20 protein-coding genes and 1 pseudogene are annotated in these 26,357 nt (G+C 40.0%); 17 read left to right on the forward strand and 4 right to left on the reverse strand.

Going from position 1 to position 26,357, the window contains the following annotated elements; translation table 11 throughout:
• Nucleotides 1-10: 10 nt before the first annotated feature.
• The 8 genes from FA047_RS03375 to FA047_RS03410 all read left to right on the forward strand — a co-directional run bounded on the left by FA047_RS03375 (nt 11) and on the right by FA047_RS03410 (nt 11,724).
• A complete protein-coding gene (locus FA047_RS03375; RefSeq protein ID WP_136834563.1) occupies nt 11-610 on the forward strand; it encodes an RNA polymerase sigma factor in 600 nt (199 codons plus the stop codon).
• A 75-nt stretch (nt 611-685) separates the two neighbouring features.
• Nucleotides 686-1,861, forward strand: a complete 1,176-nt coding sequence (locus FA047_RS03380; protein WP_136834564.1) for a FecR family protein — start codon at nt 686-688, stop codon at nt 1,859-1,861.
• 228 nt (nt 1,862-2,089) lie between these two features.
• Nucleotides 2,090-5,404 (forward strand): SusC/RagA family TonB-linked outer membrane protein, encoded by a 3,315-nt coding sequence (locus FA047_RS03385; protein WP_205943227.1) that lies wholly within the window; start codon nt 2,090-2,092, stop codon nt 5,402-5,404.
• 10 nt (nt 5,405-5,414) lie between these two features.
• The gene (locus FA047_RS03390) at nt 5,415-6,857 is read left to right on the forward strand and encodes a RagB/SusD family nutrient uptake outer membrane protein (protein WP_136834566.1); all 1,443 of its coding nucleotides are present in this window, start codon (nt 5,415-5,417) and stop codon (nt 6,855-6,857) included.
• Between the two features lie 5 nt (nt 6,858-6,862).
• Nucleotides 6,863-7,636: a DUF4843 domain-containing protein gene (locus FA047_RS03395; protein WP_136834567.1), complete on the forward strand. Its 774-nt coding sequence runs from the start codon at nt 6,863-6,865 to the stop codon at nt 7,634-7,636.
• A 13-nt stretch (nt 7,637-7,649) separates the two neighbouring features.
• Nucleotides 7,650-9,170 (forward strand): PKD-like family lipoprotein, encoded by a 1,521-nt coding sequence (locus FA047_RS03400; RefSeq protein ID WP_136834568.1) that lies wholly within the window; start codon nt 7,650-7,652, stop codon nt 9,168-9,170.
• Nucleotides 9,171-9,179: 9 nt separating this feature from the next.
• Nucleotides 9,180-10,577 carry a TlpA family protein disulfide reductase gene (locus FA047_RS03405; protein ID WP_225872617.1) on the forward strand — a complete coding sequence of 466 codons (1,398 nt, stop codon included), beginning with the start codon at nt 9,180-9,182 and terminating at the stop codon, nt 10,575-10,577.
• A 25-nt stretch (nt 10,578-10,602) separates the two neighbouring features.
• A complete protein-coding gene (locus FA047_RS03410) occupies nt 10,603-11,724 on the forward strand; it encodes a TlpA disulfide reductase family protein (RefSeq protein WP_136834569.1) in 1,122 nt (373 codons plus the stop codon).
• Between the two features lie 58 nt (nt 11,725-11,782).
• Here FA047_RS03410 and FA047_RS03415 read toward each other — a convergent pair whose 3' ends face one another.
• Nucleotides 11,783-12,664: an AraC family transcriptional regulator gene (locus FA047_RS03415; protein ID WP_136834570.1), complete on the reverse strand. Its 882-nt coding sequence runs from the start codon at nt 12,662-12,664 to the stop codon at nt 11,783-11,785.
• A 124-nt stretch (nt 12,665-12,788) separates the two neighbouring features.
• Between FA047_RS03415 and ppsA the strand changes: the two genes are divergently transcribed.
• The gene (gene ppsA / locus FA047_RS03420) at nt 12,789-15,236 is read left to right on the forward strand and encodes a phosphoenolpyruvate synthase (protein WP_136834571.1); all 2,448 of its coding nucleotides are present in this window, start codon (nt 12,789-12,791) and stop codon (nt 15,234-15,236) included.
• A gap of 34 nt (nt 15,237-15,270) precedes the next feature.
• Here ppsA and FA047_RS03425 read toward each other — a convergent pair whose 3' ends face one another.
• Together FA047_RS03425 and FA047_RS03430 are read right to left on the reverse strand one after the other, a co-directional pair.
• Nucleotides 15,271-15,759 (reverse strand): hypothetical protein, encoded by a 489-nt coding sequence (locus tag FA047_RS03425; RefSeq protein WP_136834572.1) that lies wholly within the window; start codon nt 15,757-15,759, stop codon nt 15,271-15,273.
• 79 nt (nt 15,760-15,838) lie between these two features.
• Nucleotides 15,839-16,288: a hypothetical protein gene (locus FA047_RS03430; RefSeq protein WP_136834573.1), complete on the reverse strand. Its 450-nt coding sequence runs from the start codon at nt 16,286-16,288 to the stop codon at nt 15,839-15,841.
• 586 nt (nt 16,289-16,874) lie between these two features.
• Between FA047_RS03430 and FA047_RS03435 the strand changes: the two are divergent.
• The 4 genes and pseudogenes from FA047_RS03435 (at nt 16,875) to FA047_RS03450 (ending at nt 22,988) form a co-directional block, all read left to right on the forward strand.
• Nucleotides 16,875-17,812 (forward strand): annotated as a pseudogene (locus tag FA047_RS03435) (Rpn family recombination-promoting nuclease/putative transposase).
• A gap of 418 nt (nt 17,813-18,230) precedes the next feature.
• Nucleotides 18,231-18,914, forward strand: a complete 684-nt coding sequence (locus FA047_RS03440; RefSeq protein ID WP_136834574.1) for a DUF6266 family protein — start codon at nt 18,231-18,233, stop codon at nt 18,912-18,914.
• Nucleotides 18,915-18,958: 44 nt separating this feature from the next.
• Nucleotides 18,959-20,155 (forward strand): 6-bladed beta-propeller, encoded by a 1,197-nt coding sequence (locus FA047_RS03445; protein WP_136834575.1) that lies wholly within the window; start codon nt 18,959-18,961, stop codon nt 20,153-20,155.
• 4 nt (nt 20,156-20,159) lie between these two features.
• Nucleotides 20,160-22,988 (forward strand): outer membrane beta-barrel protein, encoded by a 2,829-nt coding sequence (locus FA047_RS03450; protein ID WP_136834576.1) that lies wholly within the window; start codon nt 20,160-20,162, stop codon nt 22,986-22,988.
• Nucleotides 22,989-23,014: 26 nt separating this feature from the next.
• On the opposite strand, the gene FA047_RS03455 is transcribed toward FA047_RS03450, so the two are convergent.
• Nucleotides 23,015-23,467 carry an Lrp/AsnC family transcriptional regulator gene (locus tag FA047_RS03455; RefSeq protein ID WP_136834577.1) on the reverse strand — a complete coding sequence of 151 codons (453 nt, stop codon included), beginning with the start codon at nt 23,465-23,467 and terminating at the stop codon, nt 23,015-23,017.
• A 121-nt stretch (nt 23,468-23,588) separates the two neighbouring features.
• Here FA047_RS03455 and rocD point away from each other — a divergent pair, with 121 nt between their 5' ends.
• The 4 genes from rocD (at nt 23,589) to FA047_RS20390 (ending at nt 26,353) form a co-directional block, all read left to right on the forward strand.
• A complete protein-coding gene (gene rocD / locus FA047_RS03460; RefSeq protein ID WP_205943228.1) occupies nt 23,589-24,842 on the forward strand; it encodes an ornithine--oxo-acid transaminase in 1,254 nt (417 codons plus the stop codon).
• Between the two features lie 5 nt (nt 24,843-24,847).
• Nucleotides 24,848-25,813, forward strand: a complete 966-nt coding sequence (gene rocF, locus FA047_RS03465; RefSeq protein WP_136834579.1) for an arginase — start codon at nt 24,848-24,850, stop codon at nt 25,811-25,813.
• 105 nt (nt 25,814-25,918) lie between these two features.
• Nucleotides 25,919-26,212, forward strand: a complete 294-nt coding sequence (locus tag FA047_RS03470; RefSeq protein ID WP_136834580.1) for a hypothetical protein — start codon at nt 25,919-25,921, stop codon at nt 26,210-26,212.
• A 3-nt stretch (nt 26,213-26,215) separates the two neighbouring features.
• Nucleotides 26,216-26,353 carry a hypothetical protein gene (locus FA047_RS20390; protein WP_169304305.1) on the forward strand — a complete coding sequence of 46 codons (138 nt, stop codon included), beginning with the start codon at nt 26,216-26,218 and terminating at the stop codon, nt 26,351-26,353.
• Nucleotides 26,354-26,357 lie beyond the last annotated feature (4 nt).

A 26,357-nucleotide genomic window follows, 5' to 3' on the forward strand; every position in this document is an offset into this window, starting at 1 on the left:
TTTACAAGCAATGGAAAAGGAAACAGAAAAAAATGATCAGTATTGGATAGATGCTCTGTCTGGTGCCGACGAAACTGCGCTATCTCATTTTTTTAAGCAATATGCCAAATCATTGGGGTATTTTACAAACCGTTTAGTTCATGATAAACAAGAAGCAGAAGACATTGTGGCAACTTGTTTTATAAAACTTTGGCAAAGACGTTCAAGTTTTAAGACAGTTGATAATATTAAAGCATTTTTATACCTCAGCTGTAAAAATGCTTGCCTGGATTACCTTCGACATGTTAAAGTAAAAACCCTGGCACAAGAACGCTACCTAAATCAAGATCCTGAGGCTGAGGAAACAATTTTGTATCATATTGTGAAAGCTGAGGTGTTACAGGTTTTAAATCAGGAAATTGAACAATTACCAAATAATTATCGGCAAGTATTTAAGCTTATCTATTTCGAAAACAAAAAGACTGATGAAATAGCTTTGGAACTTGGACTCACACCTCAAACAGTTAGAAACTATAAAACGAGAACGATCGAATTATTAAAAACTGCGATGATCAAAAGAGGTGTTTCCTCTGCTGGAATTCTAGCTCTTCTACTTTATCTGGACAAATAAAAAAAATACATTTTTTGGGTTGTTTGGATTTGTCAACCGTTTCTATAGAAAGAATCAAACCTATAACGAGTTGACATGATATTTGAAGATCAATTTTCTATTTCAGATTTAATAGTCAGGCATTTGCAAGGAAGGCTGGATATTCGTGAGCAAGAAGCACTTAAAAGCTGGATTGCTGCTTCTGACCATAATAAAACTTTTTTTGAAGAGTTTAAAAATGATGCGATGCTAATGTCTGCTTTAAAAGAATTTAACTCCTTAGATGAAGAGGCAGTTTGGGCTAAGACTAACCGCGGAATTAATCGTGAGAAAAGAGTTTCGATACGTTTTAATTATCGTATGATTGCTACTGCGGCCGCCGTCGCGGTGATGACATTAGGAGTGTGGTTATATTATGCTTCAAACCAAAGCGATCATCATATCAACCATCGCGGGGACCCTCTGATTTCTGCTAAAGACATTACTCCTGGTAAAAACGGAGCCACCATTACCTTAGCAAATGGCAAAGTTATACAACTAAGCGACGTACAAAGTGGGGTAGTGATAGAAAAGGACCGGCTGGCTTATACAGATGGAAGCTCGGTTATCTCAGACAAGGAATCAATGGGGGGGCTAGAGGTAACTGCAGAAACAACTAAGGGGCAAACATATACATTTACGTTGCCAGACGGCACAAAAGTTTGGCTGAATGCTGAATCTAAAATTTCATTTGCACAGTCATTTGTAAAAAAGACGCGTGATATATTTTTAGAAGGTGAGGCTTATTTCGAGGTTGCTAACAATAAAAAAGTCCCTTTTGTTGTCAAGAGTAACAGACAGCAGGTAGAAGTTTTGGGTACGCATTTCAATATTAATACATATGAAGATGAAGCTGTAGTTCAGACTACACTGCTCGAAGGGAGTGTGAGAATAGAAGGTGTCGCAAAATTAAATGTCCAGAAAACACTTCAGCCTGGACAACAGGCAGTGCTGACCAGTAATACACTTAATGTAAAAGCTGTAGACGTAAATGATGCCGTCGCCTGGAAAAATGGTGATTTTGTTTTTAAAAATGAACCTATTGAAAGTATTATGCGTAAACTATCAAGATGGTATAATGTTGAGGTTAGCTACGAAGGCGAAATTTCAGCAAAAGGCTTCAATGGTAAGGTCTCGCGTTCTAAAAATATTTATCAGGTACTGAAAGCCCTGGAATCCACAAAATCTATTCATTTTAGAGTTGAAGGAAGGAGGATTACTGCTATGGAATAAATATACCATAAACAAAGTAGTCTAAGAAGTCAGGGAACCAGAAGGATCCGGTAACCTGACTAAAATTTGGATTACAAATACATTAATCAACATATCAGCTCATACGGAATACCACACTCATCTTGGAAAATGCAGTGGCATAACGTAAACCAAACTTAACAAATGTACATTTTTTATAAACAAAAAATATGCATCCCAAATGGGTGCGTACGTAAATTAGTCATGATTATGCGGCTAACCACCCTGATCCTTTTTGTCTCTGTTATGCAAGTAAGTGCAAGCTCTTTTGCACAGAAAATTACCCTTTCTGAGAAAAACACTTCGATAGATAAGATTTTCGATAAAATCAGAATACAAACTGGTTACGATTTTCTGATTCCTAGTGACATACTTAAACAGGCAAAACCAGTATCCATCACCGTACACAATAAAGAACTTAAATTGGTTTTGAAACAGCTGCTTGAAAATCAGTCATTAGATTTTGTTGTGCAGGAGAAAATGGTGGTAATCTCGAAAAAGGAGGTTTCAATCTTGGATAGGTTAATCTCCCAGTTTCTAAACGTAAATATTAGTGGAATAGTCAGTGCTGATTCAGGAATGCCCTTAGCTGGAGCAACTGTAAGTGTTGTAGGAACTAATAAACAGTCGTTGACAGATGTCAATGGGGCCTTTTCTATAAAAGATGTTCCAGAAAAGTCGATAATAATGGTTTCTTATATAGGTTATAAAAGCCAGGAAATTCAACTAAAATCCAATCAAACATCCTTAAATATAGTGATGGCGCTTGCCGACAATAAGCTGGATGAGGTTTTGATTAGTACGGGTATGTTTAGAAAAGCAGATAAAAGCTTCACCGGGTCATCAACAACCATCACAGCAAAAGAATTGGAACAGTTTGGTAATCGCAACCTCGTCACTTCTTTAAGGAATTTCGATCCTTCTTTCAATATCATTGAGAGTAATACAATGGGCTCCAATCCAAATCGTTTACCCGATATCCAGGTCAGGGGGAATTCCAGTTTGCCTAATGTAGCCAATCTGGACGATCTTGCCGGGTTGAATACACCATTGATCATATTGGATGGATTTCAATCTACGCTACAAAAGATGCTGGATATTAATCAAAATGAAGTAGAGTCCATTACCCTGCTTAAAGATGCCTCTGCAACGGCTATTTATGGGTCTAGAGGCTCTAATGGTGTTGTTGTCATTACAACTAAACTTCCTAAAGCCGGATCATTAAAGCTCAATTACAGAGCAGATCTTAATATTGAAGCTGCCGACTTGAGCGATTATCATTTGCTGGATGCCCGTCAAAAGTTGGAGCTTGAGCAGAAATCGGGTTTGTATAACGCATCAACTCCGCAATTCGATTTGCCTTTGAAAAGATACTATAATTATGTGCTGAATCAGGTAAATAAGGGAGTAAATACAGACTGGTTATCTATACCTGTCCGTACAGGAGTTGGGCAGCGACATAATTTCGGCCTCTCTGGTGGAGATCACACCTTTCGTTATTCGGCTTCTGCACAGGTAAATAATATTGCGGGTGTAATGAAAGGCTCTGGACGTCATACATTTAACGGAACAGTGAACCTGGCCTATACTTATAAAAATATCAGGTTTAGCAATAACCTAATGATTACAGAGGGTAATTCTACGGAATCATCTTATGGCTCATTCGCAGATTACGTTAAAATGAACCCATATTGGACCCCTTACGATAGCAAAGGAAACGTACTTAAGTTTATGGGAGATCCTGGTAATTTTGATTATCAATCCCGGTGGGCTACTTTACCAACAAATCCCTTGTTTAATGCGACGCTGAATGTTTTTGACAAAACCAAAACATCGGAACTCATTAACAATACCACTGTTGAACTGACCTTATTAAAAGATTTGGTGATTAGAGCACAGCTCGGGCTGACGAAAAACACTACGCAAAAAGACAAATTCAGGCCTGCAGATCATACTGCTTTTGCTGAATATCCTGCTACAGAATTATTTCGGAAAGGGGATTATAACTATGGCATTGGAAATGGCTTCAGCTATGATGGAAGTTTAAATTTGCAGTATTCTAAAGTATTTAAGGAAAAACATATCTTCTTTGCCGGTTTGGATTATAACATTCGCCAATATAAAAGTTCAGCCTATAGTTTTCTTGCAGAGGGTTTTACGAATCCCAACTTCGATTTTATTTCAATGGCATTGCAATACGCCAAAAATCAGAAACCTACAGGCAGCGAGAGCCTGACCAGGGCGATGGGCTTTACAGGTAACGTAAATTATAACTATGACGACCGTTATTTTGTAGATGCATCTTTACGTATGGACGGATCATCACAGTTTGGAAGAAAGAACATGACGGCGCCTTTCTGGTCAACTGGTATAGGGTGGAATCTGCACAATGAAGTATTCTTAAAGAATAATGATGTGGTAAACCGATTGAAATTGCGCGGTTCAGCTGGTATAACCGGGGCACAGAATTTCAGTGCTTATCAGTCACTTTCTACTTATCAGTATTATACAGATGACCGTTATATGGGCTGGAATGGCGCTTACCTGCTTGGTCTTGGCAATGAAGACTTAAAATGGCAACAGGCTATGAAATATGACATTGGAATTGATGCAGAATTCTTAAAAAGCCGTCTTCGTGTAACTGCTGATTATTATCTGTCGACCACTAAAGACCTTGTTTCTTCTGTAAATCTTCCTGCATCAAGAGGATTCGCTAACTACATCGAAAATATTGGGAAAATGCGGAACAAAGGATTTGAATTCAAAGCGACCGGTATTTTACTGAATCAGCCAAATGGTTGGTTCTGGAGTATCACAGGTGCGGTAGTTCAGAACCGCAATCAGATCGTTAAAACTTCACAGGCATTAAAAGATGCTCAAAAATCAAGACAACTGGGTACAGGGGATGTATTGAGTGCACTATATTTTGAAGGCTATTCTACAAATGCGATTTGGGTTGTTCCATCCTTGGGTATAGATCCAAGTAGTGGTAAAGAGCTTTATCTGGATATCAACGGTAAACCCACCTATACCTGGAGCGGTAACGACCTACGCGCCATGGGCAATTCAGATCCGGATTTTATGGGCAATTTCAGTACCATGTTCAGGTATAAACGTTTGTCGTTCAACGCAGTTTTTGGTTATCGTTTTGGCGGACAACTGTATAACCAAACGTTAATCAGCAAAGTAGAAAATGCAGATTATAAGTACAACGTTGATTCCAGGGTATATGATGATCGCTGGCAGAATTCTGGTGATGATGCCGCTTTTAAAGGTTTGATGATTTTTACACCTACCTCCAGAACTTCCCGTTTTGTACAGGATGAGAATACCATCACCTGTCAGAATATCAATATCCAGTATGAGTTGAAATCCAGTTATTTAAAACGTAAGGTGGGACTAAACAACCTGCTTATTGGAGCAAATACAGCGGAGCCTTTCCGGTTTTCTACTATTGAACAAGAAAGAGGAACAGTGTATCCTTTTTCCAGACAATTCTCTTTAAACATTAGTGCAACATTTTAAAAGATTTAAGATGAAAAATATCAAATATACAGTCATGCTGCTGCTTGTGATGATGAGCATCAGTTCATGCAAAAAGTATTTAACCATAAACCCTAAAACAGAAATGGACAGGGATGTGCTTTTTTCTAATGAATCTGGTTTTAAGGATGCACTGACAGGAGTGTACATTCAGATGAAAGAAGAAAAATCCTATGGTAAAGCAATGACCATGACTACGTTGGAGAGCCTGATCTCAAGCTGGGATGTAACTGCTAACAGCACAGAACAGCGACTCGGATTATTCAATTATACCGATGCCGGGGCTGAAACAGCACTGTCCGATATTTATGGTCAGGAATACAAGATCATTGCGAGTATAAATGCAATTCTTGAACAAATTGATGCTAAAAAGGATATTTTTAGTCCAGGCATGTACGAAATGATTAAAGGGGAGTGCTTGGCCTTGCGCGCTTATTGCCACTTTGATGTATTGCGCCTGTTTGGGCCTGTTCCTACAGCCCCTGCAGTTGGTAACCAGTTGCACTATGTTCAGAATTTATCTACAAAACCTGATGCCGCGGTGAGCTACGAGACCTTTAAAACTTTATTGTTGAAAGATCTGGCTGATGCCGAAGCGCTCGAAAAAGAGGTAGACCCATTTACAAAAAATAGTATACTCGACTTTAAAAATGGTGTTTTCAAAACGGATAATAATTTTTTAAACTACCGGTACACCAGGATGAATTATTATGCCATTAAAGCATTGCAGGCCCGCGCTTACTTGTGGTTTAATGATCAGCAAAAAGCTTATGACTGTGCTCGCCTGGTGATTGACGCTAAGGATAATGACGGTAAGCCTAAATTCAGGCTTGGTACTGCTGCAGATATGACGGCTAAAGATTATGTGCTGACCTGCGAACATATTTTTGGATTGTATGATTTTAAGTTGTTTACGCGCTACAATACCATTTTTGCTACCGGATTGTTAAAAAAAGGTAATGCTGAAACGACGATTAAGACCCAGTTATATGGTAATACAGGAACGGATATCAGGGAGGCTAATTTATGGGAATTATTAACCATATCAGCAAGCAAGAGTTATATCTATAAAAAATACCAGTCGATAGAAACGCCTGCAAATATGGCTGTGGATTTTAAACAGATCCCGATGTTACGTGTAAGTGAAATGTATCTGATTGCAATAGAAACTGCGCCGGCGGCTGAAGCTCAGGTCTTGTGGAATGCCTTCCGTACTGCACGTAACTTAACCCCTTTAGTAATAGCCGCTGATCCTTTACAGCGCCAATCGGATATGATCAAAGAATACAGAAAAGAGTTCTATGCGGAAGGACAGGCTTTTTTTGCATATAAACGTATTAATGCGGCAAAGACAAGCGTACTTTTTGCACCGGCAGCTGCTACGGTGAATTATCTGGTCCCTATGCCAAAAACTGAAACTACTATAATTAATTAAACGAGATGAAGAATTTTAAATATATCGCAATTGCAGGAATTTGTCTATTGATGTTTTCCTGTAAAAAAGCGGACTATGTTCGTTATACCGGTGTAGCCAGATTGCAATTTGGACCAGAGTTTCAATGGCGGTATTTTGCTCCCTATGCCTATAATGATACGTTAAAACAACTGACTTTCTTTTATGATGCTACTACAGTGGTCTCAGATACTGTGTATTTCGACATTTATTCCATTGGGCATGAAACAAATCAGGACAGGTCATTTACTTTAAAACAAGAACAGGTTCCGGGTGCTTACAATGCAATTCCTGGTCAGCACTATAAAGCCTTTAACGATCCTGAAACAAGTAAGAATTACGTGATCAAAGCAAGCCAGAGCCATAGCCTTGTACCAGTGGTACTCATCAGGGATAATAGTCTGAAAACAAACTCAGCTGTTTTGAAACTAAGTATTGTTGAAGATCAAAACTTCAAATTCGGACAGGAGCAATTTTTATGGCGTAAACTGATTTTTACCGATCGCTTAAGTCGCCCTAATGCCTGGACAGATGCCTACGCTACCAATACTTTTGGCAAATACAGTATGGTTAAGCACAAGTTCATGATCGATAGCACCGGGCAAAAATGGGATCAGGATTTCCTAGTAAAAATTGCCGGTGACTCTTCAGAACAGGCTTATTGGATTTCTCTTGTAAAAGAAGCCCTGATTGCCTACAATAAAGCACATCCAACCGCTCCCTTAACAGATGAAGCTGGTGAATTAGTCATAATTCCTTAAATAATAATTTAATATGAGACACCTATATATACTCGCACTTCTCCTGTTTACTGTGATGGTAAGCTCGTGCAAAAAAAATAACAGCGACCTCCATTTCGATGAAGAGGAAGTTATCACTGTCACAGGTATAGCCAGCAATTATTCAATAATCACTTTAAAGGGTAATTATGTAACCATAAATCCCGCAGTATCATCTAATATGGATTCTGATTTCGAATATTTCTGGGGAATTTATGAAACCAATGTAGCTAACGGAACTACGCCCAGGCTGGATACCATTACTAAAACCAAGGACCTCAATTATGAGGTTAAACTTGGCGCTAAAGATTGGGTACTGGTGTTTAGGGCAACCAATAAAAAAACAGGCTATTCAAAATATATGAATGCTACACTAAGTGTAGGTACTGAATTTACCAATGGATGGTATGTGCTAAAAGATGATGGAAGCCAGACTGACCTGGATTTTTTTCCAACGCAGCAGTCTATTGTTCCCGGAAGTCCCCGCGAAAATATATTCAGTGCACTTAATGGTAGGAAATTAGCCGGAAAAGCAACAATCCTGAATTTTTATGAGGATTACAAAATTGTTACACCGGTAGGGGCTGCCAATGCGAGGTCGTTGTTTTTGGTGTCCGATCAGGATATATCTACAGTTGATGTCAGCACACTTAAGGAGATCAGAGGCTTTTCCAGTCTATTTGTAGAGGAACCGGCAGTAAAAAAACCGGCTGTAGTTACCTGTCAAATTTTTACTGCCTTTTATGCGATCAATGATGGTCAGTTGCACAGCATTTTAAATGTGACAGCAAATAATGGTCGTTTTGGCGGACGCAAGCTAAAAGACAATCAAAATACACCCTACAACTTGTCAAAATACCATCTAATATATACTACACCTTATTTTTTCGATGAGACAAGTTGCTCATTTGTATCGGCTGCCGGAGGTAGCAATTACCTGACTCCAGTAGTGGATGATGCTGTTACCGATCTGCCATCAAACAACAATAACAAAAAAATGGTATATATGGGGCTTAAAACCCAGAGTCCTTTTGTCGGATATGCGATATTCCAGGACAAAACAAATCCTGCTACAAAAACTTTATCTACCATAACACCCAATTTAACCAAGTTCAAAATAGTTAATGAGAACTTGTTAGCTACCGATAAGATTTACAACGGATCTAATTTTGCATTGCTCTTTCAGGATGAAAGTTTGATCTATTTCTCTGTTGGCAATCAGATCTGGTCGCGCAATCTTTCCAATAAATTTGAACAGTTACAGTATACTTTGCAGGCAGGTGAAGAAGTTACTGCCATCAGACACCGGAAATATACCGGCGCTGCTCCATATAGCTTTAATTATGTGATGGTGAGCTCAAAAATCGGAGGCAATTACAAAGTAAGGATGTTTATTAAGTCCTCGGGTAATCTTTCCGCTGCTCCGGCCTTTACCCTCGAAGGAAAAGGCGCCGCTGCGGATGCACTTTACATAGAGCCTAATATAATTGGTTTTACTTATCCAAATACATTTTAAATACTGGAAATGATGTTAAAGAAAATAATTATTTTTTCGCTTTTCTTTTTAGTAAGCATATTTAATCTAGTCGCTCAGCAGCCGGTACAAGTTACCGGCCTGCTAAAAAAAGAAAGAATGCAGCCCGTTAAACTTTTTAAAGTTGAACTTGGCAAAATCGTAGAAATAGCAAGTGCCCAACCCAGCGCAACGGGTAAATTTGGTTTTACCTTTTATCCCGATTATGAGGGTTTGTATGTACTCGGCACTGGTGAGTTGGATGATGCCCGTAACAATTATAAGTTCTATTTTAAAGGTGGGGAGCAGCTTTCGCTAGAGCTACTGGATTCGACTTATCGTTTAACTGGAAACACGAATTCAAAAGAAAATAAAGTCTTGTCACAGTGGTATACCTTTTCAGAGGATATAGCAACAAAATCGACTTTCTTTCTTACTGCAAATACCGTTAACGTAACCTATGTTGACTTCTTCCCTGCTATGGAGCAGCTGGCTTCAAAATCCAGTAGTTTTTTAAACGGTAAAGCGACAGGAAATCTAAAATTTGACCGGTCCATGCACCAGATTATAAAGAATGATCTGGCATATTATGCCACAAATTTTGTGTTCACATTTAGAACTAAAAAGGCGGCTAAAGAGGATTTTAATGACTATTACCGGAAGTTGAATATCAACGATTTTGCGAAAAACACGAATGTTTTATATCGTTACCCATGGGGGATACGCCTGTTGAGTTATATGGTTGAGTTGAATTTTAAATTAAAGGGTACGTTGTCGAATCGCACTGTGGATGGATTAAAAGAAAATATAAACTTCGTTCCGAATGATACTTTGAAAGGTGATCTTGTTTCAATAAGAATGCAAAGCCTGACGAAGTTTGATGATTATACTACTTATTTAGGCATCTTCGGTAAATATATTCTAACAGCACCTCAAAAAACGCGTGATATGGAGGTGATGAGCAGGCTTGCAGTTCTAACGCCGGGAGCAGCTGCTTTCAACTTTAGCTATCCCGATAAAGATGGTAAAATGGTCGCTATGACAGAATTAAAAGGTAAGGTGGTTTTAGTTGATGTCTGGGCTACCTGGTGTGCTCCTTGTAAAGCAGAGATTCCATACCTGAAGAAATTGGAGGAAGAGATGAAGGGAACCGATGTATTATTTGTGAGTATTTCTGTCGACGAAGCAAAAGACAAAGAGAAGTGGCTTAAAATGGTTAAAGATGACAAGCTTGGAGGTCTTCAGTTGTTTGCTACAGGTTGGGGTGATCTTGCAAAATACTATAAAATCACTGGTATTCCACGATTTATGGTTTTTGACAAAGATGGAAAAATCGTAACAGTTAACTCACCAAGGCCTTCGAATCCAGAACTTAGAACATTGCTGGAGAAGGTTCTGGCCCAAAAGTAATCAATCCTCAATTTTTCTTATCGTTATGAAAAAGATAGTTTTATTAATTATTTGTTTGATGCCTGTATCTCTAATGGCACAAAAAGGTTTTATCATTAAGGGGCAACTTGGGCAGTTAAATAGCCCGGAAAAGGCCTACTTAAACTATACAATAGAGGGTAAAGCTGTTGTTGATTCTATGGAAATCAAAAATGCGGGTTTCCAGTTTAAAGGAAAAGTGCCTTGTCCCGTACGTGCTGTTATCAATATCAAATATGCGGCAGAAACTCCATCAGGTAAGGCAAAGGACATGTTATCCTTTTATATCGAAAATTCCGATATCGAGATTACCTCTACAGATTCTATTAAAAAAGCGACGGTTAAAGGATCTGTTACCGATTATGAAAATCGGCAGTTGCAAGCATTAGTGAAACCGGTGAAGAAACAAATCGATGCTATAACAGACGAATTCTTGCGCAAAACACCGGAAGAACAAAGCGATAAAACTTATAGCAAGACTGCCGGTACTAAAATAACTGCATTGATGGCCGAAGAGAGATTGATCAATATGAATTTTATAGCAAAAAATAGAACCTCTTATATAGCCTTGTTTGCTTTTAATATTTATGGTTTGGGTTCTGATTTTGACCCAAAAACTGCCGAAATCGAATTCAATAAATTCCTCCCTGCTATAAAAAAATCAATGCACGGGCAGAAAGTTCTGGCTAAAATAGAACTCGCTAAGAAAAGCCAGCTCGGTGCCAGGGTTAAGGACTTTACGCAGAATGATATTAATGGCAAAGCTTTTACTTTGTCATCCTTAAAAGGTAAATATGTTTTGGTAGATTTCTGGGCAAGCTGGTGTGGACCTTGCAGGGCAGAAAATCCAAATGTAGTAAAAGCTTATAACCAGTTAAAAGGTAAAAATTTTGAAATAGTAAGTGTATCGTTAGACAATTCTAAAGAGCAATGGTCAAAAGCGATAGAAAAAGACGGTATGCCATGGATTCACGTGAGTGATCTAAAAGGCTGGAAAAATGAGGTTGCGCTGCAATATGGCGTGACCTCAGTTCCGCAAAATTTTTTAATTGATCCCAATGGACTTGTTATTGGTAAAAATCTTCGTGGGGATGACTTGTCTAAAAAGCTTTCTTCTTTGATACAATAACGTTTCTCAAATGTAAGGTGGTCGACTTATAAAGTCGGCTACTCTTGCTAATACAAATTTATTGTCGGTAGGTTCGCCTGTACTCCAAAGGTGTTGTGCCAGTCTGCAGTTTAAAATACCTGTTGAAGTTAGAGATGTTGGTAAATCCAGAATCGTCGCATACCGATGTTATGCTATCGTTATTCTCCCTCAGGAGTTTGCAGGCATGCTCAATCCTTACTAAAATCAGGAATTCGAAATACGTCTTACCCGTGCGTGATCTGAAGTAATGGCAAAATGCATTAGGCACCATATGGATGATGTTGGCAATGTCTTTCAATTTGATCTCCTTATAGAAGTTGTCCATTGTGTACAGGTAGATCATCGACAGCCTGGTCTCGTCTATCTTTTTAAAAGGCTTTTTTTCTGATCGTTCTGAAATCGAAGTTCCCTGATCTTCTGCGATCTTATTCAATAACAGCAACAACTGTGGCAGCCGTTCATATCCGGCAGCATGCTCCAGTACTTGTAATCTTTCCAGTACAACCTGCTTGACTTGTTCATTGATAAAAAGTCCTTGCTTGGCCTGATCCAGCAACGCATTCAACAGGGCATTTTCCGGGAGCGCCAGGAAATCACTACCGAGCTTGTTGGGATCAAAATGCAGGGTCAATAGTTGTAGCGGAACTATCGTCTTTCCGTGTTTCGTCGCATAGTCATAATACCTGTTGGCTTCAAATTTAAAAAGATGGGGCACGTTAGCTCCAATCAGAATCATTGTGCCGCCGGAGATCCGCTTGGAAGTATCCCCAATGGAAAAAATACCTTCCCCTGATTTTACATAGATCAGCTCTAATTCCAGGTGACTGTGAAAACTATTGAGCGCATGGTAGGTCTCGGCTTCCGCTAAGGTAAATGTGGAACCAGCCACCTTTATAACCTGCCCAAAAAAGTCTTTCATGTATTATATACAGATATGAATGCCTATTGAATAGAACAAATGTATTAATATAGTATCAATTTACCTTAATATTTAATAAATGTGACTTTGACAGACGATGTACATTTGTTAAAATTATTTAGCTATGAAAGCAAAAGGTTATGTGATGGACCTTATCGAGGCCTCCATCGGCGATATTGAAATGGTAGGTGGGAAAAACGCCTCACTTGGTGAAATGCTCCAAAAATTAGCTTCGCAAGGAGTCAGGATTCCTGACGGATTTATCATCACCAGTGCCTGTTATTTCCAGTTCCTTAAGGACAATCAATTGGATGAAAAGATCAGAACTATTTTAGAATCTGGAGATATAGAAAACCTGCAAACCCTGGTTTCCTGCGCACATCAGATCAGGACTTTGATTTCTCAAGGTATGTTTTCTGCTCAGATTGAGGAGGAAATCCTTCAGGCTTACCGCAAACTTGTAGGAGATCACTATGAGCAGTCGGTTGGTTTCGCTGTCCGCTCGTCTGCAACAGCAGAAGATCTGCCCGATGCCTCTTTTGCTGGTCAGCAAGATACCTATTTGAACATCCGGGGGAAACAGAACATCCTGACGGCTATCAAAAATTGCTTTGCCTCACTTTTTACCGACAGGGCCATCAGTTACCGCGAATCCTTTAAGTTTGGCCATTTTGATATCGGACTGTCAGTGTGTGTGCAACAAATGGTACGCTCAGACAGAGGGGTTTCCGGGGTTGCTTTTTCAATAGATACTGAAAGTGGTTTTAAAGATGCCATCATCATCAACGGATCTTATGGTTTGGGCGAACTGATCGTTCAGGGCGCAATTAACCCAGATGAATATATTGTTCACAAGCCTTTGCTTAGAAAGGGATATCCCTCCATTATTGAAAAAAAACTAGGTAAAAAGCAAGCGCAAATGATCTATGGTACCCAGGAGGGGCAAGCGGTAGAAATTATCGATACGCCCCCAATGGATTCAGGCAGGTTTTGTCTAAACGATGAACAAATCCTGAAGCTCAGCAACTGGGTGATCATCATAGAAGATTATTATACGCAGCTGAGAGGGCAATGGTGTCCGATGGATGTAGAATGGGCGGTAGACGGGATCAGTGGTGAACTCTTTATTGTTCAGGCCAGGCCTGAAACTATCCATTCGCTTAAAAAGCAGGATTGCATTACTGCTTACCACATCAATGACAAAAACAGGCATGAGAAGGTGATCCTGACTGGTGTTGCTGTGGGCGATAAGATCGCTTCGGGCCGCGTGCATAACCTTAAAGGGCTGCAGAAACAGCAGATCCATGAAATCAATTTCTTGCCGGGCGATATTATGGTGACTGAAATGACTGATCCAGACTGGGAGCCGGTCATGAAAAAGGCTTCTGCGATCATCACCAACAAGGGTGGACGTACCTGTCATGCCGCCATCGTTGCAAGAGAACTCGGCGTGCCTGCTATCGTGGGTTGCGATAATGCAACCGAGATCCTTCGCACGGGTCAGGAAATTTCGGTTTCATGTGCAGAGGGAGAACAAGGGATAGTTTATAGCGGAAAAATAGCCTTTACCAAAACTGAACATCGTCTGTGCGATTTGCCTGAGATTGAGACACCTGTGATGATGAATATCGGGTCGCCTGATATCGCTTTTCGTTATGCTGATTATCCCGCAAAAGGTGTAGGCTTGGCACGTGAGGAATTCATCATCAACAATTACATCAAAATTCACCCCCTGGCGCTGTTGAAGCACAAAACCTTGAACGATGCAGTGCTGACGGCCTATATCAGTCAGCTGACCTCAGGTTATGAAAATGAAGAAGCTTACTTTATTGAAAAGCTTTCTTATGGAATTGCAAAAATTGCTGCAGCTTATTATCCCAACAAGGTAATCGTACGCTTTTCTGACTTTAAGACCAACGAATACTACAATATGCCAGGAGGTAAGTATTTTGAGCCAAGTGAGGAAAACCCAATGATCGGTTGGAGAGGTGCCTCCAGGTATTATTCTCCGGCTTACAAGGAGGCTTTTGGAATGGAATGTAAAGCAATCCAGAAAGTGCGTCAGGTTATGGGACTACAGAACGTGGTGGTAATGATACCGTTTTGCCGTACTGTCGGTGAGTTGCTGATGGTTTATAAAACAATGAAAGAGTATGGCTTAGAACGTGGGAAAGACGGTTTAGAGGTTTACTTAATGGCAGAAGTCCCTTCTAATGTTATTTTAGCGGAGCAGTTTGCAGCACACATTGATGGCTTTTCGATTGGTTCAAATGACCTTACCCAGCTTGTGCTGGGGCTGGACAGAGACTCATCGCTGGTGGCTAATCTGTACGATGAACGCAATGAGGCCGTCAAGATGATGATATCTAATCTGATCAGAACTGCTAAAAAAATGAATGTAAAAGTAGGGATCTGTGGTCAGGGGCCATCCGACTACCCTGATTTCGCGCAATTTTTGGTAGAGGAAGGCATAGATTCCATCTCCGTTACACCGGATTCGTTTATGAAAACTGTTACGGCGATTAAGGAAATAGAAGACCAGTTGATTTTACGGACAGCTGTTGTAGCATAGCTATGAGAAAAGATCAGGACACGAATTAATCAGATTAATTCGTGTCCTGATCCTTGTCTCTGATCACCATTAAATATTCCTTACCCTTTTTTTCTATTTTCACTTCATACTCCGGCCATTCCCCGTCAAGGCTTCTGTGCATCAGTACATAAAAGTCATCCTGATTATTGTAAGGGACTACCAGTTTATAACAGTATAGCCGCTTCAACTTCTCAGGTTGGCGAACATCAATGATGACTTTTTCCTGCTCACTAGCTTTAAAAGAAGCGTCATTGGGCGGTGCCAATCTCAGAGCAATGGCATACAATTGAGGAATGGTGTAATTGCGCACAGTAATCATCTTCCCCCGCATAAACTCGTCTGCGCTAATGCGACAACTGCTCTTATAACCAGACTTATAGCGCGTAAAAGCATAGATGTGAGTTCGGGTAGTTCCAGGCTCAGGACAAGCCTTTTTAGTTTGTCCGTAGCAAAAATTGAGGCAAAGCATGGCCATTACGACCAATTGTATCGTTTTTTTCATTGTTATATTTCTTTAATTATCTGTTTACTTTGTTAAAGTTCAGGTTGCCGTCATCTCGAGGTTACGAGAGATCTCTTGTTCAAGTCGGCTTTCCAGCAATCAACTTCATCAGATTGAATTCTTCGGTACGAAATTCCTCGCCGGTATGTTTACCGTATGTTCTGTAATGTGCAATACCATTTTTGGTGATGAATAGCTGGTGCACATCTAATTTATTGACAGGCCTGGGTAGTGTGCTTTCTTCGTCAGCTTCCAGGGTGATATAGATATAATCTTCATGACGACGAAGGATTTTATCAAGCAAACTTCCGGGGAGGGTACCTGTATAATAACCCAGCGGGGCATCCCGGTAAACCTGACAATAGAATTCCCTGCTTCTTTTAAACTGAGAAACAGCCACCATCCGCTCTGCCATGCGGGCTTTCCAATCTGCACTGAGGTGTATGATCGCAAAAGTAACCTCGTCCCATTTACTGGTAGTAGATGCTTTGATCAGTATATGTGGTGTTGGTGTCTTAGACCTTTTCATAGCATTCTGTTAGCCTGGTTTAAGCAGATATGATACAGAATCTGAAGAATGGGGGAGGTGAACCTGATTGTATTTTGCCTAATGCTTATTAAACGCAAAAAGCGCGGAACCCCACTTACCGTCTTGGAGGTCGTAGGAGACCTTGGGGCGAATAAGCAAGGCCCGCGCTTTTAGCGCGAGCACTTGTCACTTATCCTCTCACCCCTTTTGAAATTTCCTACGTTTCCAAGACGAGACTCTTAAGTGCTAAATGCTTCAAATATTTTGAAGATTTTGCAAATGTATAATATTAGCTTATCACATACTTTTAATTTTTATCAAATATACTCAAAAGATAAAATTCAACCAAACATTTCTCTGTAATTAATATTTTGGATGATTTTGCAATATTTTGATCAATTGACCAATATTTTAGTCTTTCTAAGATGCTCACACCCCTCATCTACTCAATATTTTGATTTATCATTCAAGATTCTAAATTATTACTCAAAATATTTAATAGAGATACAATATTTTATTTTAAAGAAAATATTGGTTGTTTTAGTTGTTTTTGTTATATTTGGTTAACTGATTTTTATTGATGGTAATGATTGGAAAACTGAATATAGAAAAAGACGAAAGTATAGTTAAGGAAGCTGGAGCTGAGTACTTTGTAGAAGATAATAATCTTGGGCAATGCTACATTAACCCCTTTGTTGATTGGGCCTTTAAGCGGATTTTTGCTTCTGATGCACATAAGGAAGTTATAATAGCTTTCCTGAATGAGATTTTACAGGGTAAAAGACAAATACAAAGTATTGTTTATACTAAGAACGAGTATCCTGGGGAGATTGAAGAAGAGGGCGGCAGTGTGTTTGATTTTGCATGTACTGATTTTGACGGCACCTCTTTTCTGGTAGAAGTTCAAAAGCAAAAACTGGAACATTTTAAAGAGCGTTCTTTATTTTATGCAGGCCGGTTAATTAGCGACCAGGCGCCAAAAGGAGATAAGAACTGGAAATATAAGTTAAAAGAAGTCTATTCTATTTCGCTGCTTGAGGGTTTTTGTTTATCTGGTACCGATGTGGATACTTATATGCACAATGTCTGTTTATGCCATACTAAGACAGGAAAGCCTTTTATGATAAGCTGCATTTCATTTATATAGAAGTATTAAAATTTACCAAAAAAGAAGAGGAACTCAAATCTGCATTAGATCAGTGGCTTTATGCTTTAAAGCATGCTTCTACAATGAAGCGGAAGCCGCTGTTTTTAAACGCACCAGAATTAACAACATTTTTTGAACTGGCTAGCTATGCCAAATTAACACCGGAGGAACGAGATATGTATAGAACAGCACAACAAAGAGCATGGGATAATTATAGCATTCTGGAATATGCGAAGAAGGAAGTTCGTGAAGAAGAACGGTTCAGGGCTGTAGCAGAAAAAAAGGAAATCGCCAAAAAATTAAAGATTAAAGGTTTAGATTTTAAAGTTATAGCGGAGGCTACAGGTCTTTCTCTGGAAGAGATTATTGCACTCTAAGAAGGTTTCAGATCATTTTGTTGAGGTCAACAAAATGATCGAACTTGCTAAAGGATCATAAACGAAGGTTGAGGACATTTACCTGATAGCTCAAAAAGAACATCCTTCAAAATCACAGATTGCTTTTGCTTAAACCTATTTTGCGGTACAAATACGTAACCACGAAATCATTGGACAACAACTATTAGATGTAGGCAGAAGTAACTAAAAGTTCTGTTTGTACTCTATATTTCTTTTGCTTTTGTTTTGCTATCCTTTTGCTATTGTTTTGCTATCCTTTTGCTTTTAACAAAATAATAGCAAAAAATGAACAATATAAATCCAACAAAAAAACAAAAATAATCTACTGCTGAAGACTAGTTTATGCTTATATTTGAATTAACATATCTAGACTAAAACCATAAAAAATCGCTGAAAAATGGCAAGATTGAAAGACGGAATATTCGGAATGATCGTAGGTAAGCTTGGAAACCTGATTAGCTATGACCGGTTGGGTGAAAATGTGGTTAGAATGAAGACCCGCAAACCTAAACGCAAAAAGCCAAGAACACCGGCTCAACAGGCAGTAAATATACGTTTTTCACTGGTCAAATCCTTTGTCTCTGCCGGTAAGGATTTTATAAGTGTAGGTTTTGCTGCAGATGTTAAGGGCACAACACGAATTCCTGAAAACGGAGCTGTATCTTACAATTTGAAACATGCCGTAATAGGTGAATTTCCTGATTTTCAGCTTGATTTTGAAAATGTGTTGGTCAGCAAAGGCAAGTTGCCGACACCTGAATACGCAGCTGTAACGAGGGAAGGTAATCTGTTGAAATTTACATGGAGCACTACTGATCATGACAGTTATCCTCGCAACAGGGATCAGGCGATGATGTTCGCTTATTTTCCCGGCACCAACGATTCCGTCAATACAGAATTCATTACCAATGGCGCCCTTCGCTCAAAAGGTCAGGATGAACTTGATATCGGGTATCATTTGGAAGGTGCGACTTATAAAACTAAAAAGACCTCTGTGGAAGTTTACCTGGCTTTCATTTCTGATGACCGTAAAGATGTTTCCAATAGCCTATACCTGGGGAATATTAATTTGGAAGAATAAAAGTGTTGTGATTTTTTATATGTTTACGGATAAATAACCCTTTTATGATAAAACGCTCTTGTCTGTTTACTTTTTTTGTAGTTGTTCTCGCTCAAATTGCCATCGCCCAACAAAATCCTCCGGAGAAAAAGGTGCTGATCGATATTGAAAACCTAAACGGTGGTACGGTATCAGAAATTTTTGCAGAAAACGAATACATTCCATTGGAAGACACCAAAGAAAGTCAAATCAATAGAATTGAAAAAGTTGAATCTACTAAAGACCGGTATATTATCCATGACGATAAGAAGCCGGGGAGGATATTCATTTTTGACAAACAGGGTAAGTTTATCAAAAAGATCACAGAGATTCCTGGGAAGAAAATGTTGGATGAAGGTTTTCGGGAGATGTGGGTTGACCATGAAAGGAAAGAAATTATTGCAGAAGCATTCTGGTATAAGGATGGGAACTACAACGTGTTTTTCGATCTGGATGGCAAATACCTGAGAATGGAAAAGCAAACTGGAAATATTTACTTTGGTAATAAAATAAACGCAGGTGTCGATAACTATATGTACGACGTTAAGGATACTGCCAAAGTAAAACATCGCGTGACCTTTTATGATGGCGATAAGCCTTTATCAAAATATGTTGAGGCTGATACGAACATCAGGGCTTCCGGAATGGATCATAACTTGATGAGTTGGTCTGGTATTGATGTGAATAATAATTCGGTACTTTTCGTAGAGTCAAAAGACTATAATATCCGTAATGTCGGCGTTAATGGCGTTAAAGAAGTTTATAAAGTATTATTTCCGTTGAAAAATAGTTTGCCGCTCGATTTCTGGACCAACAGCACCTATGTAGGGAAACGCTTTCCAATAGTGAACGGCAACCCGGATTTAGTTTTTGGCCTGCAGAATCTTTATAAAATAAACAATTGGCTATTCTTTTCGGCTATGCACTGGAATGGTGGCTGGAATAGGGTGATGTATAATCTAAGTACGGCTACTGCTTTGGAAATGAGGAATATACAGGGCGACGCTACCAATGGATATTTGCCAGTTACCGGTTTGGGGCTGGTTGGCACAGACAAAGAGAATGTTTATGCTGTTTTAAGTTCAGCTGTGGTTTTCCAGGCAAAGGAAGAAATTGCCGGTAAAAATCCGGTTTACAGCACACTGATGCAGGAATATTTTAAGACTTCATCCCGTTTAGGAAATCCTGTGTTGATCAGGTTAAAATTGAAATCTGATTTTTAGGCTTGTGCGGAAATTGCTCTTAATTCTTGTTGTTTGTCTTGCTTGTTTAAATCTTTATGCGCAGCAAAAAGACCCAAATGCTATTGGTGAAATCAAAGGAGTGGTGCGAGACTCGCTTCACAATTTCAGTTTGAATGCGGCAACCATAGCTATTTATAACAAAGCCGATTCCTCATTGGTTGTTTATCAGCTTGCCAATCGTTTGGGCGAGTTTTCAGCAAAAAATATCCCCATAGGAAAGCCCTTATTCGCTGATTTCACTTACCTCGGCTATAAAGGTGAACGTAGAAATTTTACACTTAAAGCTGCAAATAAGGTTTTAGATTTTAAGAATGTGAACCTTTCCAATAAGGATATTGTGTTGAAAGAGGTGCAGATCAAACCACCACCGGTGAGAATGAACAAAGATACCCTGGAGTTCTTTGCTGATGCTTACACCCTGGAGAAAAGTGCAACAGTGGAAGATTTGATTAGAAAGCTGAGCGGCTTAACTGTTTGGGGTGATGGTAGCATCACTTATAACGGTAAAGCCATCAACAACTTAACGGTTAATGGTAAGCCTTTTTTTGGTGGCGATCTAAAAGTAGCTACCCAAAATTTGCCGAAAAATATCGTCGAAAAAATCCAGGTTTTCAATAAAGCATCAGAAAATAACCCTTTGGATTCTACGCTGCAGATGAATGTGAAGCTGAAAAAGGGCATGAACAAGGGGCTTTTTGGTAAAGTTGGCCTTGGTTATGGGACTGATAAACGATATGGTGCTGATGCTTCGCTGAATTATTTTAATGATAAAATGCAAATTGCATTGATCGGGGCAGCCAACAATACCAATAAGACGGCCAATAGTGTTTCACAATTGCAGCAAAACGCATCGTTCAAAGGGGAGGGAACCAGTGTAGCTTATAATCCTGATTTCAGGCAGCAAGGCATCAATAGACAGTACGCCAGCGGGGCGCAATTTCAATACGATTTTCTGAAAGTCAGAAAGGTCATTGAAGATGCCGATTTGCTGACGGGAGATTACTTTATTTCAAAGATTTTTAATGAGGTACAAAGAGCCAGTACCACGGATCGGGTAGTGCCGCAGAGTGCGGACACCAGAAAGCTGGATAACAGTTCGAACAATACGGTGTCTAACAGGCAAAACCTCAGTTTTAATTACACTTTAAACAATAGCAAAAATAGTCTTTCTGTTAGGCCCAGGATAAATCGCAATAGCTCGGAGAGCAACTCCAGCTCTATCAGCAGCGTTACTACTCAGGATGGATTGCCTCAAAGCAATGCTTCGGCTAGAAACCTGGGTGCCAATACTTATCAGTTTTATGGTGTGACCGGAGGTTATAACCTCAAGAGCCCGATGGGATCCAGCACCAGCCTGCTAAAGCCAACTTTTAATTTAAGTTTTGATATTTCTACCGATGAAAGTAAAAATGACAGGACTAACATGACGGATTTCAATTCATTAACAGATCCTGCGCAAAACAGGAGCTATAACCGCAAATATCAAACATCAGTCAGAAATTCGAAGGAAATGTTTGAGCTGCAGTCAATGCCATTGCAACAACTGGTTTTTGGAAGATATGACAGGTCAGGGATAAATATGACGCTTAGAAACCGCCTGGATTTGAATCAATACAAAGCTGACGATCGGGTTAGTGATTTTGATGTGCCGACAAACCGTTATCAAACGAATAATTACCTGACTAACCGTACCAATTATAACCTTTTGAATGATACTTATGGTCTCAACTTGAGTAGGTATTATGAACTGAGTGCATTGGAAGGCAGGTATCAGAAAACGATGAGTGTAAATGTGGCCTTACACGGGCAGTTCTTAAAGCAGGATAACCGTGCGGATCAAAAAGTTCAGAACATAGGCAGGAAATATAATGCGTTTATCCCATCGGCAAATATTAGCTACAGTAACCAACAGAACGGAAGTCATAGTAATCAATACACCCTGGAATATAAGACACGAATTGAAATACCTGAGATTAGCCAGATGGCACCTTTGGTAGATAGTACAAACGTTTTTAGCTTCCCTTTGGGCAATTTGAATTTGAAAGAGAGCTATCATCACGAAGTTGTTATGAGTTTCGGACACAATCCAAATAAGGCGAGCAAAGGGCTGAATTATGGGTTCAACCTGAGCTATACGGCAATAAATAATATGATAACAGATAGTATTTTCTATGATCAGCAGGGACGGAGGACTAATTATTTTGTGAATGCCAATGGATATCAAAGTCTGGGTGTTAGTGGGAGGTCGACGAAGTCGTTTAAGCTAGCTGATCATCAATTGCAATTTAGGTTGACGGCCAGTTATAGTTATTCTCAAAGACCAAACTACATCGATGGCTTTAAGAATATGGTTCAGAGCCATTCCGGTAAGGTAGATTTGAATGCCGGATATACCTTTAAAGACAAATTGTTTCTGGACTTCAGTCAGGGAATAAGCAATTCTTCTTCTAAAAATGTGGGTAGTGCCAATTTGAACTCTTTTGGCAATCTGAGATTGTCGACCTCGTCAAGTCTGAGTGTGCCGGTTTTTAATGGGCTAACGGTCAATACAAATATCACTTATGAAAATTTTAAGCCGACTAACAGCAAAGCCATTAATTTTTCTATTTGGAATGCTACGTTGATACAAAGGTTTACCGAGGAGAAAAACATTGAATTGCGGCTCTCTGCGCTTGATTTGCTACGTCAAAATAAAAGCATCTCTGTCTTCAATGATGGCAGTACGCTATCTACAACAAATGTAAGTACGCTGACCCAGTATTTTATGATCTCCGTAGCCTACTTTCCGCGGAAATTTGGAGCTAAAAAGTAGAGGTATCTCTTTGTTTAGCAGATAATTTACAGGATAATATTGCGTTTAAAGGCGCAGCCCAGTTCCATAATGGAATCAGTTTTAGCGATGCCCGCGATGTTGTCTATTTTTTCGTAAAGTACCTGGCGCATGTGTGTATGGTCTTTTGCAATGATCTTGAGGTATAACGTATAGGTGCCAGTGATGTAATAGCACTCCGTTACTTCCGGAATCTTTTTCAGTTCCTCTATGATCCGGTTGGAATCGTGGTCTTTTTCCAGTATCAGTCCCGTAAAAGCTGCCCAGTCATAACCCAACTTCTTTTCATCGAGCACTGGCTTGATACCGGTCAAAATACCCTGCTCAGTCAGCCTGCTGATCCTCTGATGGATCATGGTGTTGGATACACCTAGTTCTGCAGCAATTGCTGAATAGGCCATACGGCCATCCTTTTCCAGTTGTTTTAAAATCTGTATGTCGAAGTCGTCTAGGCTTTCCATTTAGTTTGAGTGTAAGTCAAAGTATCTTTTTAATTGCAATATAAGTTTTAAATTGACTTTTATTGGTAGTTTGTAAGTTTATTATTTACTTTTGAAATCTCTAAAACCAAATGGTATGCAAATGGAATCAGTAGCGAATCTAACAAAAAGTGAGGAGTTAATAACTAAGGAAAATAATTATGGTGCCCACAACTATCACCCTTTACCTGTGGTATTGGAGCGGGGTGAGGGTGTTTTTCTGTGGGACGTGGAGGGAAACCGGTATTTCGATTTTTTGTCTGCCTACTCGGCAGTAAACCAGGGACATTGTCACCCCAGAATTATAGGCGCACTTAAAGCGCAGGCAGAAAAACTGACCTTAACTTCCAGAGCTTTTTACAATGATAAGCTGGGTGATTTTGAAGAATTCATGTGTAAGCTATTTGGTTACAATAAGGCGTTGGTGATGAACTCAGGAGTGGAAGCTGTGGAAAGTGCCATGAAACTCTGCAGAAAATGGGCCTACCAGGTCAAAGGTATACCGGACGGGCAGGCCAAAATTGTGTTTGCCAAGGGAAATTTTCATGGACGTACAATTTCAGTGATTTCTGCATCAGACGATCAAAGTGCAAGAAAAGACTTCGGACCCTTTCTGGATGGCATCGTTCAGGTACCTTACAATGATGCGGATGTTTTTGAAGCATTACTGAAGCAGGATCAGCATATAGCAGGATTCATCGTTGAACCTATACAGGGAGAAGCGGGTGTGGTTGTGCCCGATGAGGATTACTTATCACGCATTCATGATTTGTGTAAGGCCCACAATGTGCTTTATATCGCTGATGAAATACAGACTGGTATTGCGAGAACAGGCAGTATGCTGGCTTCTTACGACATCAATACGGGGATAAACAGACCCGATATACTGATATTGGGTAAGGCAATTTCCGGTGGGGTACTCCCTGTTTCGGCGGTGCTGGCCGATGATCAGGTGATGTTATGTATAAAGCCTGGTGAACACGGTTCTACCTATGGTGGGAATCCATTGGCCTGCGCTGTAGCAAGAGAAGCAATGCAAGTGGTGCTGGATGAAAATCTGGCTTTAAACGCATTGAAGTTGGGTGAGCAGCTCCGGGAGGGACTTAGAGATATTGGAGATCGATTGGGTCTGATCAGGGAAGTGCGCGGGAAGGGATTGCTGACCGCCATTGTCATCGATAGCGGGGAAGATTCTGATCTGGCATGGAACATTTGTGTGGAATTTAAACGTCATGGACTGCTTGCTAAACCTACTCACGGGAATAAAATCCGACTGGCGCCGCCATTGGTGATCACCGAAGAGCAGATCAGCGAGAGTCTGAAGATCATTGAAAAGGCTATTGCTAATTTTGCTTAGGGTTTATGAGAAAATCCATAAAAATTATCAAAAACAGGTCTGATATTGGTGCCGGAACGCGGGGGTCAGACATGGGGGTAGATGCTATAGAAATTGCGGCAATTAATAAGGGGAGTCAGTATTTCAACAATTTTCCTTTTATAGAGGTGCAGACAAGGAACGAATCTGTCTACCGCGCAGATCAAAATGTATTTGCCAAACGGATAGAAGAGGTAAAAGAACAATGTGACCGTCTGGCGGCGGTGGTGCAGCAAACATTAACTGCTGGTGAATTTCCTCTGATATTTTCGGGAGACCATTCTTCGGCAATCGGCAGTATTGCCGGAATCAAGGCAACCTATCCTGAAAAGACACTGGGTGTGATCTGGATTGATGCACATGCCGACCTGCATTCGCCATATACGACTCCTTCGGGCAACCTTCACGGGATGCCGCTGGCTGCTACTATTGGCGAAGATAATTTGTCCTGCAAGATAAATGACGTACCGGAACTTACGGCTGCTTACTGGGAGCATTTGAAGAATATCGGCGTCAGTGGGCCTAAGATCAAGCCGGAACATTTGGTTTATTTCGGTGTACGTGATACGGAAGAAAGCGAAGATATCCTCATCCAAAACGTTGGGATAAAAAACTATCAGGTGGCTGAGATCCGTAGCAGGGAAATGGATGTTTGTGTGCAGGAAGCCCTCGCTAAATTATCAGATTGTGACTTCCTGTATGTATCCTTCGATGTAGACAGTATGGATTGCGACCTAATTTCTGATGGGACTGGAACGCCTGTGCCAAAGGGATTCGATCAGCAGGAGATCATTGCCATGACAGAACAGCTCATCGGTTCGGATAAAGTAATTTGTTTTGAAGTGGTGGAGGTAAACCCGCTACTCGACCATAAAGGCAACAGGATGGCTGAAGTTACATTTGAGATACTGGAACACATCACTCAGCCGATACTGATTCACTTATTAGTCTGAATCGTACACTTAGGTTTGTTCTCGTATTAGGTAAGGTGTTTATAGTAAGAGCGTTGACTGTTTAGATATTCGGGGCACCATTATTGGATAGTTTATAGAAAAGTTATGATCTCTATCAACAATATTCAGCCGTTAAGCCCCGAAGCTTTATTCGATTTATTAAAAACTGATTTTCCAACTTATATTAATGAGCAGCTGGGAAGCAATCTTAACGTAGAATTTGCACATGTTTCTGATGTGGTAAACATCAGCTTTCCGGAAGTTATAGAGGGAAATGCGTATACGCTTACGATCGGTGATGATCAGATAGAAATTACTGACCATACTGCTGAAGAAACCTACAACACCGAATTGCTGGAGCAACACCTGGTGGCATTTTTAACGATAAAGGCAGGATAGTCGATGAGTCAGATCGCAATGGTCATATACGGTTATCAGGTGGGAGCGTCGGAAATCATGCTGGTAATTTTGGGATTCTTCGTCTTATTTCTGATCGCCAGGAACATCATTCTTTATCAGCTGAAGTCAAAAGACCAATAGGCAA

Source organism: Pedobacter frigoris, from assembly GCF_005116445.1.
Lineage (GTDB): Bacteria > Bacteroidota > Bacteroidia > Sphingobacteriales > Sphingobacteriaceae > Pedobacter > Pedobacter frigoris.